The sequence below is a fragment of the Armatimonas sp. genome (assembly GCF_964826245.1).
In genome coordinates this window covers 1-15,936 of the sequence record NZ_CBAYMC010000084.1, presented here as the reverse complement: position 1 = coordinate 15,936, position 15,936 = coordinate 1, and the positions used below count along the sequence as shown (strand labels likewise).

16 protein-coding genes are annotated in these 15,936 nt (G+C 59.7%); 8 read left to right on the top strand and 8 right to left on the bottom strand.

All coding sequences use genetic code 11. The features are described 5' to 3' along the window. Nucleotides 1-270: TolB family protein (locus AC1XOS_RS10100; RefSeq protein WP_481962097.1), on the bottom strand; the 270-nt coding region annotated here is incomplete at its 3' end. Continuing rightward, complete coding sequence (locus AC1XOS_RS10095) at nucleotides 267-1,112, bottom strand: FAD:protein FMN transferase (protein WP_481962096.1); 846 nt, start codon at nucleotides 1,110-1,112, stop codon at nucleotides 267-269. The genes AC1XOS_RS10100 and AC1XOS_RS10095, both read right to left, overlap by 4 nt. A 132-nt stretch (nucleotides 1,113-1,244) precedes the next feature. On the opposite strand from AC1XOS_RS10095, the gene AC1XOS_RS10090 reads away from it, so the two are divergent. Further along, nucleotides 1,245-1,394 carry a hypothetical protein gene (locus AC1XOS_RS10090; protein ID WP_481962095.1) on the top strand — a complete coding sequence of 50 codons (150 nt, stop codon included), beginning with the start codon at nucleotides 1,245-1,247 and terminating at the stop codon, nucleotides 1,392-1,394. A gap of 7 nt (nucleotides 1,395-1,401) precedes the next feature. On the opposite strand, the gene AC1XOS_RS10085 is transcribed toward AC1XOS_RS10090, so the two are convergent. After that, complete coding sequence (locus AC1XOS_RS10085) at nucleotides 1,402-1,998, bottom strand: 3-keto-disaccharide hydrolase (RefSeq protein ID WP_481962094.1); 597 nt, start codon at nucleotides 1,996-1,998, stop codon at nucleotides 1,402-1,404. 60 nt (nucleotides 1,999-2,058) lie between these two features. Between AC1XOS_RS10085 and AC1XOS_RS10080 the strand changes: the two genes are divergently transcribed. Further along, nucleotides 2,059-3,072, top strand: a complete 1,014-nt coding sequence (locus tag AC1XOS_RS10080; protein WP_481962093.1) for an alcohol dehydrogenase catalytic domain-containing protein — start codon at nucleotides 2,059-2,061, stop codon at nucleotides 3,070-3,072. Nucleotides 3,073-3,080: 8 nt separating this feature from the next. Here the strand turns inward: AC1XOS_RS10080 and AC1XOS_RS10075 are convergent, their stop codons facing one another. Both AC1XOS_RS10075 and AC1XOS_RS10070 read right to left on the bottom strand, forming a co-directional pair. Next, complete coding sequence (locus AC1XOS_RS10075; RefSeq protein WP_481962092.1) at nucleotides 3,081-3,866, bottom strand: transglutaminase-like domain-containing protein; 786 nt, start codon at nucleotides 3,864-3,866, stop codon at nucleotides 3,081-3,083. 108 nt (nucleotides 3,867-3,974) lie between these two features. Next, the gene (locus AC1XOS_RS10070) at nucleotides 3,975-5,477 is read right to left on the bottom strand and encodes an NAD(P)/FAD-dependent oxidoreductase (RefSeq protein ID WP_481962091.1); all 1,503 of its coding nucleotides are present in this window, start codon (nucleotides 5,475-5,477) and stop codon (nucleotides 3,975-3,977) included. Between the two features lie 34 nt (nucleotides 5,478-5,511). Here AC1XOS_RS10070 and AC1XOS_RS10065 point away from each other — a divergent pair, with 34 nt between their 5' ends. From AC1XOS_RS10065 to melA, 5 genes are read left to right on the top strand one after another with little or no spacing between them, the layout of a single operon-like run. Continuing rightward, nucleotides 5,512-6,768 carry an outer membrane protein assembly factor BamB family protein gene (locus AC1XOS_RS10065; RefSeq protein ID WP_481962090.1) on the top strand — a complete coding sequence of 419 codons (1,257 nt, stop codon included), beginning with the start codon at nucleotides 5,512-5,514 and terminating at the stop codon, nucleotides 6,766-6,768. 34 nt (nucleotides 6,769-6,802) lie between these two features. After that, entirely contained in the window at nucleotides 6,803-7,822 is a 1,020-nt protein-coding gene (locus tag AC1XOS_RS10060; RefSeq protein WP_481962089.1) for a beta-alanine-activating enzyme beta-propeller domain-containing protein, read from the top strand. A gap of 18 nt (nucleotides 7,823-7,840) precedes the next feature. Further along, the gene (locus AC1XOS_RS10055; RefSeq protein ID WP_481962088.1) at nucleotides 7,841-8,737 is read left to right on the top strand and encodes a dihydrodipicolinate synthase family protein; all 897 of its coding nucleotides are present in this window, start codon (nucleotides 7,841-7,843) and stop codon (nucleotides 8,735-8,737) included. A gap of 13 nt (nucleotides 8,738-8,750) precedes the next feature. Beyond that, on the top strand, nucleotides 8,751-9,980 hold the full coding sequence (locus AC1XOS_RS10050; RefSeq protein WP_481962087.1) for an MFS transporter: 1,230 nt from the start codon (nucleotides 8,751-8,753) through the stop codon (nucleotides 9,978-9,980). 12 nt (nucleotides 9,981-9,992) lie between these two features. Then, on the top strand, nucleotides 9,993-11,837 hold the full coding sequence (gene melA / locus AC1XOS_RS10045; RefSeq protein WP_481962086.1) for an alpha-galactosidase: 1,845 nt from the start codon (nucleotides 9,993-9,995) through the stop codon (nucleotides 11,835-11,837). 93 nt (nucleotides 11,838-11,930) lie between these two features. Here the strand turns inward: melA and AC1XOS_RS10040 are convergent, their stop codons facing one another. Further along, entirely contained in the window at nucleotides 11,931-13,103 is a 1,173-nt protein-coding gene (locus AC1XOS_RS10040) for an aminopeptidase P N-terminal domain-containing protein (RefSeq protein ID WP_481962085.1), read from the bottom strand. 66 nt (nucleotides 13,104-13,169) lie between these two features. Between AC1XOS_RS10040 and AC1XOS_RS10035 the strand changes: the two genes are divergently transcribed. Then, the gene (locus AC1XOS_RS10035) at nucleotides 13,170-14,369 is read left to right on the top strand and encodes an acyltransferase family protein (protein ID WP_481962084.1); all 1,200 of its coding nucleotides are present in this window, start codon (nucleotides 13,170-13,172) and stop codon (nucleotides 14,367-14,369) included. Here the strand turns inward: AC1XOS_RS10035 and metX are convergent. Both metX and AC1XOS_RS10025 read right to left on the bottom strand, forming a co-directional pair. After that, nucleotides 14,353-15,504, bottom strand: a complete 1,152-nt coding sequence (metX, locus tag AC1XOS_RS10030) for a homoserine O-acetyltransferase MetX (protein WP_481962083.1) — start codon at nucleotides 15,502-15,504, stop codon at nucleotides 14,353-14,355. The two genes, AC1XOS_RS10035 and metX, sit on opposite strands and share 17 nt — an antisense overlap. Continuing rightward, complete coding sequence (locus AC1XOS_RS10025; protein ID WP_481962082.1) at nucleotides 15,501-15,767, bottom strand: NIL domain-containing protein; 267 nt, start codon at nucleotides 15,765-15,767, stop codon at nucleotides 15,501-15,503. The genes metX and AC1XOS_RS10025 overlap by 4 nt, the downstream gene beginning before the upstream one ends. Nucleotides 15,768-15,936: the final 169 nt, after the last annotated feature.

Below are 15,936 nucleotides of genomic sequence, written 5' to 3'. Positions count from 1 at the left end.
ATCCGACGTGAAGATAACCCACTGCCGGTCTGCCGAGAGGGTAGGCTGGAAGTCAAAGGCGCTGGTTTGGGTGAGCTGCTGGACGTTGTTGCCATCACCATTCATCCGCCAGATATCGCCGCCCCGGGTGTAGACCACGCGAAACGTCGCTGCTGAGTCATTGTTGCCCGTGCCTGGCTCCTTCGTGGTTCCACTGCCACCTCCACAACCCGCTAAGACCATCGCCGTCAGTCCCAGTAGCGCCACAGCGGCACGTAATTGCATCTTCATCTCATCTCTCCTGTGTTGTTTAAAATAACGTCTCCGGGTAAGAGTGTGTGACAGCCTTCCCAGTTCCCCTCGCCCCGCACCAGGAGCGCCGTGGAGAGTGCATCGGCCACAGTTGCCGTCGGCGCGATCACCGCCGCCCAGGCAGTTGCCTCTACGGGCCAGCCTGTTTTCGGGTTCAGAACATGGCCATAGCGCCGCTGCCCAAAGACCGTCCAGCGCCCCGAAGGAGCCGAGACCCCGAGGCACTGGTTGCTGAGGGTGAGCGTCGGCCCCTCGGCTAGCGCGACTTTCCAGCCCTCCCCCAGCGCCACCACCGACGATGTCCCGCCGTGGAGCAGCGCCCGTGTCACCCCTGCCTCCTCCAGAATATCCCGCGCCCGGTCCAGTGCCCAGCCCTTGCCAATCGCTCCCGGATCGAGCCGTACTCCCCAAAGCACCCGTGCCACGGAGTTATTGTCGTCGTCGAGCACGATATTTTCCCAGCCGGTCTGAGAGAGCGCGTGGGCGACACTCTCCTCGTTCGGCTCTTCGTCACCGCGCCAGAGAGCAATTAAGGCACCGATAGTCGGATCAAAGGCACCGTCGGTGCGCTGGGTTAGCTCTTTTGCCTCCCGAAGAAACGCCAGCGTGGTCGGGCGCACTCGAACGGGCCTCTGAGCGGCTTCGGCATTGATGGCCCACAGATCGCTACCCGAATCATAGGCCGAGAGCTGCCGCTCGACCTCGTCGATCTCTGCCAGCGCCGCTTCCCCGGCTGCCAGAAGCTGGTCTTCGCGCTCCCCCTCAAGCACCAGCTCAAAGCGAGTGTGCATTGCCTCGGTCGCCAGCAGAACTGTTTTCATGGGGTAATTATAGCGGGTATACTTCTTGCATCTCAGATTTTTATCCATGCCCCGGACTCTTCCGCCGACAACGAGGACGGGAAGACGCACCGGCACACGGGCTGTGATCTGGTCGCGCCCAAGCTCACCCCCGTGATTGCGCCCTTAATGCGCCTCACCGGCACGCCCGCCACGCTTTTCTCGCAAGAGATCGTGCAAGAGGCGCTGCGCGACAGCGGCTTCACCCGCTTCGGTGGTGCGGTCGGCAGTGGCCGCGTCGTGCTCATCCTCGCCGACGGCTGAATCAAGATTATTTAGGGGCTTCGGGCTTGTCAAGAGCGCGGAGCTTGATGTTACGATACTCCACTTTCATCGTCAGGCCAGGGTGGATTTGCAGGCCAATCGGGGCGGCTTCGGCGTACTTGGCGTCTTTAAACTGACTGACTTGCTTGCCGTTGCACCAGACCGTAAACGTCTCACCTCTTGCCTCTAGCTTAAAGCGGTTCCAGTCGTTAGGTTTAAAGGTTTTATCGAGGTCTTTGGTACGCCCCTCTTCGGGGTACTTCCCAACATAAAATGCGCCGGTCATGTCCACTTTGAGGCTGCGTGAGATGCCAAACTGGAGCTGGATCTCGGGCTTGCGGAGCATCACGCCCGAGTCAATCTCCCCGCTCCAGCGCACGTCTAGCTCCAGCACGAAGTCTTTGTAGCTCTTCTCGGTGCGCAGAACATGGCCTTTTTTCTTCTCGTCGTTCTCGCCGATCAAGACACCATTTTCCACGCGCCAGTACGGGTTGGGCTCGGGGGCTTGCCAGCCGGAAAGATCGCGGCCATTGAAGATACTGACGGGCTTCTGCGCCGGGGTGGCGGCGGCGAGCAGTGCCGCCAGAAGAATTAGCTCTCTCATAACGCTCTGGTGCGACACGCCGAGGAGGATTTCCTCCTTAGGGTTGCGAATCAGAGAGGCATGAGAGCGATTTTAGTGGACCGTCCCGATGGGGCGATCTCGGTGCGTGAGATTGATGAGGCACCACTGCCCACGGACTACGACTGCCGTGTGGCCATTGAGTACGGGACGATCTGTGCGGGCACGGACAACCATATCCTGCACGGGCGGCTTCCCTGGGAGATGCCTTATCCCCTAGTGCTGGGTCATGAGAGCGTCGGACGTGTGGTGAGCGTCGGGGCCAAGGTCAAGAATCTAAAAGTGGGCGATTTAGTGGCGCGGGTGGGGTGTGCGCCTGCCGTAGATAAAAGCTGGGACATTGGCTGGGGCGGCTTTGCGGAGTTTGGGTTCTGCCGGGACTGGCGTGCGATGGAGGCTGATGGCGTCGCAAAGTCCGAGTGGGACGCGTATCGCATTAACAAAGTGATTCCCGCCGATATTGCCGCCGAGTCGGGGCCGCTCTTTATCACGCTCCGCGAGACCCTGAGCTACACCAAGCGCCTCGGGATTGGCGAGGGCACGAAGCTGCTCATTGTCGGCTCAGGGGGCAATGCGCTGGCCTTTGTGGCCCATGCCAAGCGCTTGGGGGCTGCGCAGATCGTGGTGATCGGCAGCGCGGCACGCGAGGGAGTCTTTCGTGAGGCAGGCGCGACGGGCTACGTGAACTACAAGGCGCTGAGCGAGATCACGGAGCGCTTCGACAGGGTCATTGACACGGTAGGCAAGGAGAGCTCCAGCGATGATATTCTCCCGTTTCTGGCCGATGGCGCGACTCTGGGGATCTACGGCCTGGACGACTGGAAGAAGCTAACTCTCCGCCCGGCCCGCACGACCGCGACTTTTACGATCTACCAGGGCAGCTACGACGAGCCGGAGACCCACGACGAGATTGTGGCGGGTCTGCGTGAAGGCGTTTATCAGCGCACCTGGTGGACGGGTGAGGCGATCTTTACCCTCAGCACGTTTGAACAAGCCCTCGCCGCGATTGAGAGCCGCGAGATTATCAAGCCGCTGATTCGGATCAATGTGGTCTAGGGCGCAGCTTAGGCTTCCTTGACCCAGACTCCCATCTCGGTGAGGGTGCTGGCTCCAAACTGGGTGAGCATCGCGACATCGGCGGCATCGCGACCGTAGGCAATGACGATCCGTCCTCCGCGTGGCTGCTCTTGTGTGGCATCGAAGGTGAACCAGCGCCCGCCGACAAAGACCTCAAACCAGGCGTGCAAGTCCATCGGAACCAGCTCGTGGAGGTAGCCGACGACCATTCGCGCGGGCATGGTGAGGCTGCGGCAGAGCGCAATGCCGAGGTGGGCAAAGTCACGGCAGACGCCTTTGCGGTCACGGAGGGTCTCCAGCGCCGACGTGGACGCGTCGCTGCTGTTGTAGCAGTACTCGATATTGCCCTGAATCCACGCCCGGATCGCCTCGGCCTGATCGTAGCCCATCTTGCAGCCCTGGGTGATCTCCCGTGCCCGCTCCCCCACCAAGTCCGACTGGCAGTAGCGGCTAGGCAGAAGATACTGGAGGGTCTTGTCAGGGAGCGCTGAGACCAGGTCAAGGGGCGTGCCCGGTGCGACTTCCAGGGTCGCTGCCGTCTCGACTGTGACCTGGGTGGCGATGGAAAAGCGCCCCGCCGGAGCCTGCATCCGCTGGCAGATATTTCCAAAATTGTCGAGGTACTCCAGCACAGTGACCATCGGGGAGAGCGCATGGCGCTCCTCACTGACCCACTGGAGTGCGCTACTAGAGGGTCGCAGCATCAAAACAAGCGAGATCGGCCCCGGCTGATCTATCTCCAGCACCATCTCACACCCCGCACTCAGGCGCATGCGTCTCTCCTTACGGTTCTAAATATCTAGGATTACTATACCCGGCCCTACCACAAGCCCTCGGAACGACTTAAACGGGCATCGGGAGGGAGGGAGCACGTCTGCGCGCTACTCGCAGCGTGCCCACTCGGCGGTGGCAATAACTTCCCGAAGCTCGGCCTCGGTCTTTCCGAGCTTCGCCCCACCGCGCACGACATCCTCTAAGTCCACGCCATAGAGATTATGCTTGCCGGGATCTGCAAGGCCCGCGACGTTCCATGGCGCAATCGCCTCGGCCAGTGAGAGCTTGTTTTCCTGCCACGCCGCGAAGCTCTCGCGAAACGCCGCGTTTTTGGTGAGCAAGTAGCCCTGTGCCAGCTCTGGCTTTCCGATGCGCCGGGCCAGCTCGGAAAAGCTCGCGGCGGCGAAGTAGAACATCGTCGTGTCCACAAAACGCGGAAAGTCGGCGAAAGCGGCGTAGTTGGCCGCGATAAACGTGGCGACCCAGTCCAGCTCGGCAAAAGTCGTGGCTTCGTAGCTGGCCAAGCCCTCCGCCGTGATGCCTTGCTCCAGAAGCGTCGCCAAGCGCTGAATTCCCAGAAGCGTGAGCGGCATCCCCGTGGAGTAGAGCGGATCAATAAAGCCCACAGCCGAGGGCAGGAGCGCAAAGCCCTCCCCGACAACATGCTCGGTGCGAAATGAGAGCTTGGGACTGTAGTGCCATTTCTCGATAGGCTGCGCGTCACCAAACTGCGCCTGAATCGCAGGAAAGCGAGCGAGAAACCGCTCCCAAGCCGCAGCGTTGCCCTCTGAGAGCCCCAGCGCGTCTGCGAGCCCGTCTTCCACGGAAAATCCCGCGCTGGTGACACCACTGTCAAACGGCAAGATCCACATCCAGCCACCCGGAAAAATATAGTGACTCGCTGCCGCATCGGGAGGGTAAGGCAATAAATTCTCCCCTTCCTCCCACCCGAAGCACCCAGAGGGTACCCGGTTATTGGGAGGAAGGGGCCGGGGGTAGGAGGGCAGTTTGACTCCCACAAAGTGCGAAAAGAGGCTCTGTGTGTTGGGATAGCCGCAGAAGCCGACCTCCTTCCAGCCTTGGCGGCGGTGCAGAAAGCCCTTTGGCCCCGATGCATCGATTAGAAAATCCGCCTCGTCGCCATGATCACGCGTACGCCAGCCGTTTTCGGTGCGCTCTAGCTGGGCCAGATCGACGTTGTCGCGGTACACCACGCCCAGGGCGATGGCTTCTTTGACCAGAAAGTGATCCACATCGGCGCGGAGCCAGTGGGTGTCGGCGCAGGGATCGCCAGGGGAGGCGGCGACCAAGAGACGCTCACCGGGCTGCGTGCCGTAGTAGGTAAAGCCACGCTTCAGGCCGACCCCAAGCTCGGGGTAGTGCGCTTTCCAGGCACCGTACGTTGCGAGCGGCAAGAGGCGCGGCAGGTCGTAGGTGTGCGCGAGCTCCTCGATCAGTAAGTTCATGAGAGGCGAGGTGCTCTCACCAATGGCAAAGCGTGGGTGGCTCCCTCGCTCCAAAAGCAAAACGGACTTTCCCAGCCGCCGCGCCACCATCGCCAGAATCGCCCCGCCAAAGCCGGAGCCCACTATCGCCAGATCAACGTGCATTTAGTATATAATTACCCCAGGAGTACAAGAAACCATGCAAGACTGGGCAAACTGGCGCGGGCCAAGCTACGACGGTTCGACACAGGCGACGAATCTTCCGGTGAAATTTTCCCCCACTGAGGGCGTGAAGTGGGCGGCTGCGATGCCGGGGCCAACGGCGGCAACCCCGATTGTTTTGGGCGGTAGTGTCTATATCACGGCGGCAGACATTGACAAGCAGCAGCTCATCGCCTACTGTTTAGACCGTAAGACGGGAAAAGTGAAGTGGCTGGACGCGATGGGCAGTGGCTACCAGCCAGGCGGCCAGGGCAATAAAGTGCGCCTCGATGAGCGCAGCCACTACGCCGCACCATCGCCCGTGGCCGATAGCAAGCGCGTGGTGTTTTTCTTTGGCAACGGCGATCTGGCAGCATTTACGCACGCAGGCAAGAAGCTCTGGCAGCGTAACTTACAAAAAGACTACGGCGACTTTGCGTTCCAGTGGACGTTCTCCAGTAGCCCACAGCTCTGGCGCGAGAAGCTCTACATCCAGATTCTCCAGCGCAACCAGCCGGTCGGGGCGCGGGGCAAGGGATCTCCCGAGTCGTTTCTGCTGGCGCTCAACCCGAACACCGGAGCCGAGCTCTGGCGGAGTGCGCGGCCCAGCGATGCCATCATGGAGTCGCGTGAGTCGTACGGGACGCCCATCCCACACACGGTCAATGGCAAGCCGCAGCTCATTATCTCCGGCGGCGATGTGGTCAGTGGGCACGACCCGGAGACAGGCAAAGAGCTCTGGCGCTGGGGCACTTGGAACGAGGCGCACCGGGAAGCCTACTGGCGGCAAGTTCCCTCAGCCGTCGCGGGCGATGGGATGGTGCTGGTCTGCGCCCCCAAGCGTGCCCCGGTCTATGCGACGCGGCTTGAGAATGCCACGCCGGCCTGGAAGAGCGAGGAGCGCGGCAATGTCACCAGCGATGTGCCCACGCCGTGCTTTTCGCAGGGCAAGTTCTACGTCCTGAGCGATGTCAAAAAATCGCTCTCCTGCGTGGATGCAAAAACGGGCGCAGTCGGCTGGAGTGTTCCCACGCCCGGCCGCCAGATGTGCTGGGGCTCCCCCACCCTCGCCGATGGCAAGCTCTACGTGATTGATCTCAACGGCGTCGTGTTCGTCTTTGAGGCCACAACGGGTAAACTCTTAGCTGAGAACCCCATGGACACCGAGGGCTCCGACATCCGCTCCAGTATCGCGGTGGCCTACAACAATCTCTTTATCCGAACTCGGGATAAATTGTATTGTGTAGGGAAATAGCCCGCCGCTTTCAATCGGCGGTCAATAAAACACAATGCAACAATTTCGTATCGCGCCAGGGAAGCTGGCAAACGCACTGAAACAAGCATGGCGGTTCAAGACCGGCAAGCCGATCTTGTCGTCGCCGGTGGTGGATGGCGCGGGGCGTGTTTTCTTCGGCTCTGAGGACAAGAGCGTCTATGCCGTGCGCCTCGCCGATGGGAAAAAACTCTGGGCCACACCAACCAACGGCGAGATAGAAGCGTCGGCGCGGCTGGTGGGCAAGCTCGTGGTCATTGGCTCGTCGGATGCGCGCCTCTATGCCTTCGATGCGGCCACGGGCAAGCTGACGTGGAAGTACAAGACCGATGATAAGATCCTAGGCGCGGCGAACCTCACAACGGCTCCCGACGGAAAAACTCCCTGGCTTGTTTTTGGCAGCTACGACAATCGGGTGCACTGTGTCAATGCGACTACCGGGAAAATGCAGTGGACGTACGAGACCGATAACTACGTCAATGGCATGCCCGCGATCTCCCAGGGCAAAGTGGTCTTTGGGGGCTGCGACGGCTTCTTGCATGTCTTAAACGCTGCCGATGGCAAGAAAATCAGTAGCATTGATGTCGGGGATTATATCGCGGGTTCCGTGACCATCGACGAAGGCCGGGTCTACTTAGGGCACTACGGAAACGCCGTGGTCTGTCTTGATCTCACCTCCGGTAAGAACGTCTGGACCTACCGTGACAGAGGCTTCCCCTACTACTCCACTCCCGTCGTTCTTGGGGATAAAGTCGTGATCGGCGGGCGCGATAAGTTCGTCCACTGCATCAACAAAGATACGGGCAAAAAAATCTGGACGTTTCGCACACGCGGCAAGATAGACGGCTCTCCAGTGATCTGCGACGGTAAAGTGGTGATCGGCTCCGAGGACGGGCGGCTCTACTTCCTAAACCTCACCGACGGCAAGCAAATCTGGAGCTTCCCCATCGGTCGCCCCGTCATGGGCTCCGCCTGCGTCATCAACGGCAAAGTCCTCATCGGCTCCGACGACGGCTACGTCTACTGCTTTCGCTAATTTTGGTAGAATCCCCTTATGAAGACCAACTGGACGGGGCTCATTGCTGCTCCTCACACGCCATTCGCCGCCGATGGCTCGCTGAATCTTGGCGTTATTGAGAAACAGTGCGAGAAACTAATTACAGATGGCGTGACCGGCGCGTTTGTCTGTGGCTCGACGGGCGAGGGCGTCTCGCTGAGCACGGCGGAGCGGCAGGCGGTGGCGCAGCGCTGGGTGGACGTGGCGCGAGGGCAGCTCAAGGTGATTGTCCATGTCGGCCACACGAGTATCGCTGATGCCGTGGCGCTGGCGGCGCATGCGCAAGAGAGCGGGGCGGATGCGACCTCGGCGCTGGCTCCGTATTACTTTAAGCCCGCAAGCGTGGAGCACCTGCTCGACTTTCTCGCGCCCGTGGCAGCCGCCGCGCCCGAGCTGCCGTTTTTCTACTACCATATTCCCGCTCTCACCGGCGCGGCGCTGCCGATGGTGCCGTTGCTGGAAAAAGCCACCGAGCGCATTCCGAACTTTGCGGGGCTGAAGTTCACTCACAACGATCTTTTAGAGTTCGCCGCTTGCTTGCGCTTTGATACTGGACGCTACGATATTTTCTGGGGCTCCGATGAGTGCATGCTTCCTGCGCTGAGTGTAGGCGCAGTAGGCTTTGTGGGGAGCACCTACAACTACTCCGCGCCGCTCTATCAGAAGCTATGTAAGGCGTTTGAGAGCAGTGATCTTGTCGAGGCAAGGCAGCTCTCGGATACCGTGATGGAGGCCGTGCGAGCGCTTCTCCAAAATCCAGGGCTTCCCGCAGGCAAGGCAATTATGGAGGGAGTTGGTGTGTCTGTGGGCTCCCCTCGTCCCCCTCTGCGGCCCCTGACGGCAAAACAAGCCGAGACGCTGCTGGCGCGATTGCGTGCTCTCGAAGCCGTATAATGCCTCGGCTTACATGACCCAAAACGATAAAAAAATCAACTTCCTCATCTGTCTTGCCGACGCGGTGGGGTTTCCTCTCGGAATCGCTTTCTTCTCCACACAGACGATTCTCCCCGCATTTCTGGATCACTGCGGTGCCTCCCCTGCGACACTCGGGGCGCTGACGGGGCTCTCTAGTCTGCTGATTTTGGGACCGGGGCTCCTGACAGTCGGTGTGCTACAGCGGCTCAAGCACGTGCGCTACTGGCTGTTCTGGGTGGCACTGATCGAGCGTCTTTTCCTGCTCCCCCTGGCATTTTTGGCACCGCTCTGGGGCACGACCCACCCGAGCTGGCTGATTATTGCGACCTTTATTGGGTTCTGTGGGCACTCTCTTGCGATGGGCTTTAATATCCCGGCGTACTGGACTGCCATCGGAAAGACTATTCCCCTGCACTGGCGTGGGCGGCTCTTTGGAATCGCAGGCGGGATTGCGGGAGTCTGCACCCTGGGCACCGAGTGGCTCCTGCGCCATGTGGTGCTGGGGAGTGGCTTTCCCGGTGGCTACGGGCTGGGCTTTGGAATCGGCTTTGCGATTCTCACTGTCACGATCATCCCCTTTCTCTTTCTGCGAGAGCCCGATGGACGCGCCTCAGAAAGCGAAAAAGGCGAGAGTGCCCCCGCTCGGCTGGATTTCGCGCGGCTCCTCGCAGTATGGCAAGCGGACTCTCAGTTCCGTCAGCTGAGCTACTCACAGGTGGTCTTTGCGCTCACGCAGGTCGCCTCGCCCTTTCTGGCACTTTTCGCCGCGCGACGTTTTGGCGCGACGAACACCGACTTGGCACTCTACACGGCGGTGAGTATCTTTGCGGGCTCCGTGGCAGCGCTGCTGATCGGGTGGCTCGCAGATCGCTGGGGCAACCGCCCGATGGTCGCACTAGCCTGCGTGGCAGCTGCGGGAGGGTTTCTCTTCGCCATCCTCGCTCCTAGTGGCGGAGCGTTTGCCGTGGTCTTTGTCCTCTGGGCCCTAGCGACGGCCGGGGTGGATCTGGCGGCGAGCAACCTGATGATGGAGCTAGCCGGTGAGCCATCCCAGATCCCGCTCTACTCCGCGCTCTATAACATCGTCCGCGCCATCCCCCGCATGGTCGCTCCCTGGCTCGGGGGAGTGGCGGTGGGCTTAGTGGGCTATGGTCCCCTGATGGGCGTGGCAACCGTTGCGGCTTTGGGCTCGCTGGTTCTTCTTCAAGCCAAGAGGAGGTAAAATACGCACACTATGATTAAAGTAGCCATGATCGGCGCTGGCAGCGTCGTCTTTTCAAAAAACCTCACCGGTGATATTCTCTCGTTCCCTGAGTTCAAGAACGCGACTTTCTCCTACATGGACATTGATGCCGATAGGTTGGAAGTCGGGGCGGCACTGTGCCGTAAAGTGGGCGCAGCGCTCGGGGCCAACCCGACCATTGAGGCGACTCTGGATCGCAAGAAAGCGCTGGAGGGCGCGGACTTTGTGATCAACATGGTTCAGATCGGCGGCTTTGACTCGACCCTGGTGGACTTTGAGATTCCGAGAAAATACGGCCTCGGCTTCACGATCGCCGACACGACCGGGCCGGGGGGATTTTTCCGCGCCCTCCGCACCTACCCCATGCTCAAGGGCTTGGTCGAGGACATGATGGAGATCTGCCCCAAGGCCGTCCTGCTCAACTACTCTAACCCCATGAGCATGAACATGCAGACCATCACTCGGAGCTCTAATATTCAAGCGGTAGGGCTGTGTCATAGCGTCCAAGGCACGCTGAATCAGATCATGGGCTATATCGGCGTGAACCCAAGTGAAGTCGGCTTCACGTGTGCGGGCATCAACCACATGGCTTTCTATACCAAGCTGGAGCGCGAGGGAGTTGATCTCTATCCGCAGCTCTTTGAGGCGATGGGCGATCCGGCCACTTTCGCCAAAAACAAGGTGCGCTTTGAGCTGATGAAGCGACTGGGCTACTTCATCACCGAGTCTAGCGAGCACAACGCGGAGTACAACCCGTGGTTTATTCCGCGTGGCAAGGATAAAATTGCGGAGTTCTCGGTGCCCATGGACGAGTACCTCCGGCGCTGCGATGGGATCGTGGATGAGTTCGAGCGCATGAAGGTCTTTGCCCGCTCTGAGGACCCGATCACGGTGCACAAGTCCCATGAGTACGGCTCGACCATTATCCACTCGATTGTCACAGGGACGCCGTCGGTGGTCTATGGGAACATGCCCAACAACGGCGCGATCTCGAACTTGCCCAACGATGCCATCGCCGAGGTGCCGACTTTGGTGGACCGGGCGGGCCTGCAGTTCACGACCGTTGGGGCGCTACCGCCACAGCTCATTGGCTACATGATGCCGCACGTCACCCAGCACGAGCTCTTTATCCGCGCCGCGCAAGAGGGCCGCCGTGACCATATCTACCAGGCCGCCATGTTCGACCCGCTCACCGGCGCGACTCTCTCCACGGATGAGATTGTCGAGATGTGCGATGAGCTGATTGTCGCCCATGGAGATTTACTGCCGCCTATTGACACCAAGAAAACCCTGGTTCCCACGAGTGGCAAGACCTTCAACCCGCCGACGCCCCAAGAGCTACGGGCAAGCTGGGACGCCGCCCAGAAAGAGGGTCACGAGGACGACCTGCTCCACTGGCGCGTCCTAGGGCCGTTTGCACTGGACAAATCGGAAGGGGAGATCAGCACCAGCTGGGTCGCCGCCGATGCCGACGAAGAGATCTTTGCCAGCGGCGAGCATAAGTCCGGCTGGCGTGAGACCATCGCCAATAAAAAGGGCTATGTTAATCTGGGCCGCGCCATTGGCAACCACGACAACGCCGTGGCCTACGCCTACACCGAGCTAGAGTCGGTTCATGCCCGTGAGACAATCCTCAAGTGCGGCTCCGACGACGGCATTAAGATCTGGATCAACGGCACGGTTGTTCATGAGAACGACACCCGCCGTGGCTACACGGAAAAAGAGGACGAAGCCCCGATCCGCTTGGAGGAAGGTGTCAACCGGATTCTGGTCAAGATCACCAACGCCATCCACGGCTGGGGCTTCGGAGTCGCGGTTCCCAAGCCGAATTTTTAACCTACCCGCCCCCCTATCCCCCGCCCGGCGGGGGGAATATAAGGAATCAGATTCCTATTCGTCCCCCCGTTCCACGGGGGTTAGGGGGGATGGTTACTTCGGGATCGCGGCGGTGAGGTTGATCGGGTCGCCGTCGGTGATGAGGATATCGTCCTCGATGCGAATTCCGAGCGCCTTGTCGGCCAGATAGAGGCCCGGCTCGATGGTGATGACCATGCCGGGCTTCAAAACGCCATCAGGGAGGGCATCATGGACATCCAGCCCGAGGCCATGCCCGACGCCGTAGGTGTAGCAGTCCGGCATCCCGGCTTTCTCAAAGACCGCACGCGCGGCTCGGTCTACCTCCCACATCGCCGTCCCCGCGCGGGATGCCGCAATCCCCGCTAATTCGGACTCCAGCACGAGGTTGTAGAGATACTGCTGCTCATCGGTGAAGCGCCCCGAGACGGGGTAGGTGCGGGTCACATCGGCGGCGTAGCCTGCAAAGCTCGCCCCCGCATCGATCAGCACCAGCTCACCGTCTTGGAGAATCTGGTCGTTGTCCATGTAGTGCAGCACGGTCGCATTAAGTCCACCACCGACAATCGGGTTGTAGGCATGCTCACCACCGTGTCGCCTAAACTCGTTTTCCAGTGCCAAGGCTACAACCTGCTCGCTCATTCCTGGCTTGATGGCGGCTAGCGCAGCCTTGTAGCCATCCACGGTGGCGTCCACGGCTTTCTGCATCAGCACCAGCTCTGCCTCGGACTTAATCGAGCGCATCTCTATCAGTAGCTGCGTTTTATCTTCAATAGCAACACCCGGAACGCGCTCGGTTACTTGCCGAAACGCCGCCAGATCGGGTGAGACTGCGCCGGGGTAGACCGAGTACGGGTGCAGGCAGGCGAAGCGCCGACCCCGTCGGGCGGCATTGGTGAGCGCCCCCGCAATTCCGCCACTACGCCCGATACTCGTAAAACCTGTCTTCTCCTTGAGTGCCTGATTGAGCGGGTCGCGGTAGCCGTCCCAGTGCTCCCGCTCGGGGTCTCGGGACTTTAAGAGAAGTGTGATGCGCTTGCTCGGATCGGGCGAGGTTGGGTCGAAGAGCACTGCGGCTCCCGGCTCGTTGGTGATTCCCGTCAGGTAGATAAAGTGCTTATTGGCCGTCCAGCGCCCCAGAAGTGGCGGCCCTCCCTCACCCGCAAATACCACACCCGCCGCGCCGTTCAGGCCCTCCAGCACACGCTCCCGCCGCGCCGCATACTCCGTCACTGAAATTCCGTTCATGCTCCAGAATGGTACCATAGCTTGCTAAAAAGTAGTTTGGTGCATATCTTGCATAAGCACCTAATCATGTCCGTAAGAACTGTCGGTCAGTACAAGATGTCATTTACTCAGGCACAAGGGCAACCCACCACAGCCCGACATGAAAGTGCAAAATCCCGCCTTGAGTTTTTAGATGGACTTCGTGCACTGGCAGCTCTTTATGTACTGCTGCATCATGTACGAAATGCGACTTTTACCGATCGCGCCTACTCAGGAACAGGAAAAGGTCTGCTCAATATTATTACGTTTCCACTGACCTACGGCCACTTGGCGGTGGCCCTGTTTATCGTTCTGTCAGGCTACTGCCTCATGCTCCCGGTTCTCTCGCGTGAACACTTCGAACCGAAGACCTTCCTGTTACGAAGAGCGCAGCGTATACTTCCTCCCTACTACGCCGCCTTAATCCTCACGTTTGGGATCACACTTCTGTCCAATGCCCTCTCCGTTAGTTTGAAAGATGCAATCTCCTGGCAGGGAATTTTGGCCCGAATTTTCCTATGCCAGGAGATCCCCCGTGCGATTCTATGGGAGTGGAACCTTCCGCTCTGGTCAGTCGCGGTAGAGTGGAAGATTTATCTGGTTTTCCCTCTGGTTGTTGCGGGTATCCGACGTTTTGGAGCAGAAAAAACCGTGGCGGCAACCTTGCTCTGCTCTCTCGTTCTACTTTTTGGTCTAGCACTTCTAACCCCTCTGGCCCCCAGTTTGACACTAAGCCTGATGGAGCCCGTTGGAGTGATGCCACAGCTACTAGGCCTGTTTGGTTTCGGGGTTCTGGCAGCGGTCTGGTCTCGATCTGTAGGGAGGCTCTCCCAAAAACAGCTTCGGCTCGGCGCACTGATCGGAATGGGGCTAGGAGTTGGTCTGGAAGCCCTCTGGCAAAATACCAGCAAAGAGCTACCACGCTTTGTGACGGACTATCTCTTCGGCGCAGGAGCGGCTTGCTTGCTTGCTTACCTTGCCCAAGCGCCAAAAAGCCGCTTGAGGGCTCTGGTGGAGTGGCGATCTCTCGTGGCGCTTGGAGGAATGTCTTATAGTGTCTACCTGCTCCACGACCCGATTGTACGACTGCTCTCTCGGGGGCTCCTTTTACGGCTCCCCATCTCGCATGTCCCCTACTTTGTGCTACTAAGTGCGCTATCTCTGATGGTGACACTGGCACTGTCCTGGCTCTTCTTCCGCTTGGTGGAGCAGCCAACACTCCGCAAGATAGCTACAACACGCTCATAAACTCCCGGAGGGGGGCGAGCATTTTTTGGTACTCCACTAAGAACGCATCGTGGCCGTAGGAGGAGTCCACGATGAAGCTGGTGACATCCACGCCGCGTTTTTGCATGCGCTCAACCATCTCATGCGTCTCACGCACGGGGAAAAGATCATCTGATGAGATCCCAATCACGAGGCAGCGGGCTTGGATTCGCGCTAGGGCATCAGTAAGCGACGGGTAGCCACGGGAGATGTCGTGAAGGTCAATGGCGCGTGAGAGATAGAGATAGCTATTGGCATCGAAGCGTTTGACAAGCTTCTCGCCTTCGTCGTGGAGGTAGCGCTCGACATCAAAACGGGCGTGCAGGTCGTGACGGAAGGCGGACTCTTCCTCTTGGTCAGCATGGGTGCGGCCAAACATGTCCTGCATCGTGGCGTCGGTCAAGAACGTGATCGTGGCGATCATACGAGCCAGCGCGAGGCCAGAGTCCGGACTGCCACCTTCGCTGTCGTAGTAGTTGCCGCGCTGCCACTTAGGATCAAGAAGGATCGCACGGCGGGCGCACTCGTTGAAGGCGATGCTGCGTGCGCCGACACGGGCGCTGGTGGCAATCGGGATGCAGTTTTTGACGCGCTCAGGGTAGATTACGGCCCACTCCAGCGCCTGCATTCCGCCCATCGAGCCTCCTGCCACCACGGCCAGCTCCGTGACACCAAAGTGCTCGCGCAAGAACTGCTCCTGCACCCGCACCATGTCGCGGATCGTGATGATGGGGAAGGTCATGGCGTAGGGCTTGCCAGTCAGTGGGTTCACCGACGATGGCCCGGTGGTGCCTCGACAGCCACCCAGGATATTGGGCGCGATCACGCAGTACTTATCCGTGTCGAAGACTTTTCCGGGGCCGATAAAGCCGTCCCAGTAGCCCAGTGACCTATTTGTCCAGGCATACTTTCCCGCAGCGTGCGACGAGCCCGTGATGCCATGGAGCACGAGAATTACATTGTCTTTTGCCGCGTTGAGCTCGCCGTATCTCTCGTAGGCAATCGTCACCTCGGGAAGCTTCTGCCGGTTCTCACAGACAAACTCGCCTAGCGTCGCGCACTCTTTGACAACCAGCCCGATACTACACTCCTGCTCGTCGGGGTTTTCTCGGCTCATCTGCCGATCACCCACTCGTCTTCACCGGTTGCACCGCCCACCAGCACCTCGATGCCCTCCGTGGCGGCCCACTCCAGTGCGGCGTCTATATTGTCCCGCTTGCCGGTGAGGTCCAGCACCGTATAGCCCCCGATCGTGGAGTCAATATTGGCCTTGCGGATGGAGAACTTCAGCTCCCAGTCGTGGGCAAAGTGCCAGATAATCGGCTTGGTAGCCTCAGCAAGAGGGAAGTTAAGCTGTACACGAATCGTCTCGATATTCACAACGCTATTGTACAATGCCTTTATGAAAACACTCTTTTGTGGAGGCGTGCTTGCTTGCCTGCATCGGCGCAGGACTCGGTAGCTACAGCTGGCGCGGCACGGGCACGCGGCTCTTTGTCGGCTGGCTAGCGGGGCCACACCAGACCTTTGAGCTCTCCTACACCCGCCT

What these genes read in the sequence shown, in the direction of transcription:
- AC1XOS_RS10095 (WP_481962096.1), bottom strand. Translation starts at nt 1,112, where the DNA reads ATGAAAACAGTTCTGCTGGCGACCGAGGCAATGCACACTCGCTTTGAG.
- AC1XOS_RS10085 (WP_481962094.1), bottom strand. Translation starts at nt 1,998, where the DNA reads ATGAGAGAGCTAATTCTTCTGGCGGCACTGCTCGCCGCCGCCACCCCG.
- AC1XOS_RS10080 (WP_481962093.1), top strand. Translation starts at nt 2,059, where the DNA reads ATGAGAGCGATTTTAGTGGACCGTCCCGATGGGGCGATCTCGGTGCGT.
- AC1XOS_RS10075 (WP_481962092.1), bottom strand. Translation starts at nt 3,866, where the DNA reads ATGCGCCTGAGTGCGGGGTGTGAGATGGTGCTGGAGATAGATCAGCCG.
- AC1XOS_RS10070 (WP_481962091.1), bottom strand. Translation starts at nt 5,477, where the DNA reads ATGCACGTTGATCTGGCGATAGTGGGCTCCGGCTTTGGCGGGGCGATT.
- AC1XOS_RS10065 (WP_481962090.1), top strand. Translation starts at nt 5,512, where the DNA reads ATGCAAGACTGGGCAAACTGGCGCGGGCCAAGCTACGACGGTTCGACA.
- AC1XOS_RS10060 (WP_481962089.1), top strand. Translation starts at nt 6,803, where the DNA reads ATGCAACAATTTCGTATCGCGCCAGGGAAGCTGGCAAACGCACTGAAA.
- AC1XOS_RS10055 (WP_481962088.1), top strand. Translation starts at nt 7,841, where the DNA reads ATGAAGACCAACTGGACGGGGCTCATTGCTGCTCCTCACACGCCATTC.
- AC1XOS_RS10050 (WP_481962087.1), top strand. Translation starts at nt 8,751, where the DNA reads ATGACCCAAAACGATAAAAAAATCAACTTCCTCATCTGTCTTGCCGAC.
- melA (WP_481962086.1), top strand. Translation starts at nt 9,993, where the DNA reads ATGATTAAAGTAGCCATGATCGGCGCTGGCAGCGTCGTCTTTTCAAAA.
- AC1XOS_RS10040 (WP_481962085.1), bottom strand. Translation starts at nt 13,103, where the DNA reads ATGAACGGAATTTCAGTGACGGAGTATGCGGCGCGGCGGGAGCGTGTG.
- AC1XOS_RS10035 (WP_481962084.1), top strand. Translation starts at nt 13,170, where the DNA reads ATGTCCGTAAGAACTGTCGGTCAGTACAAGATGTCATTTACTCAGGCA.
- metX (WP_481962083.1), bottom strand. Translation starts at nt 15,504, where the DNA reads ATGAGCCGAGAAAACCCCGACGAGCAGGAGTGTAGTATCGGGCTGGTT.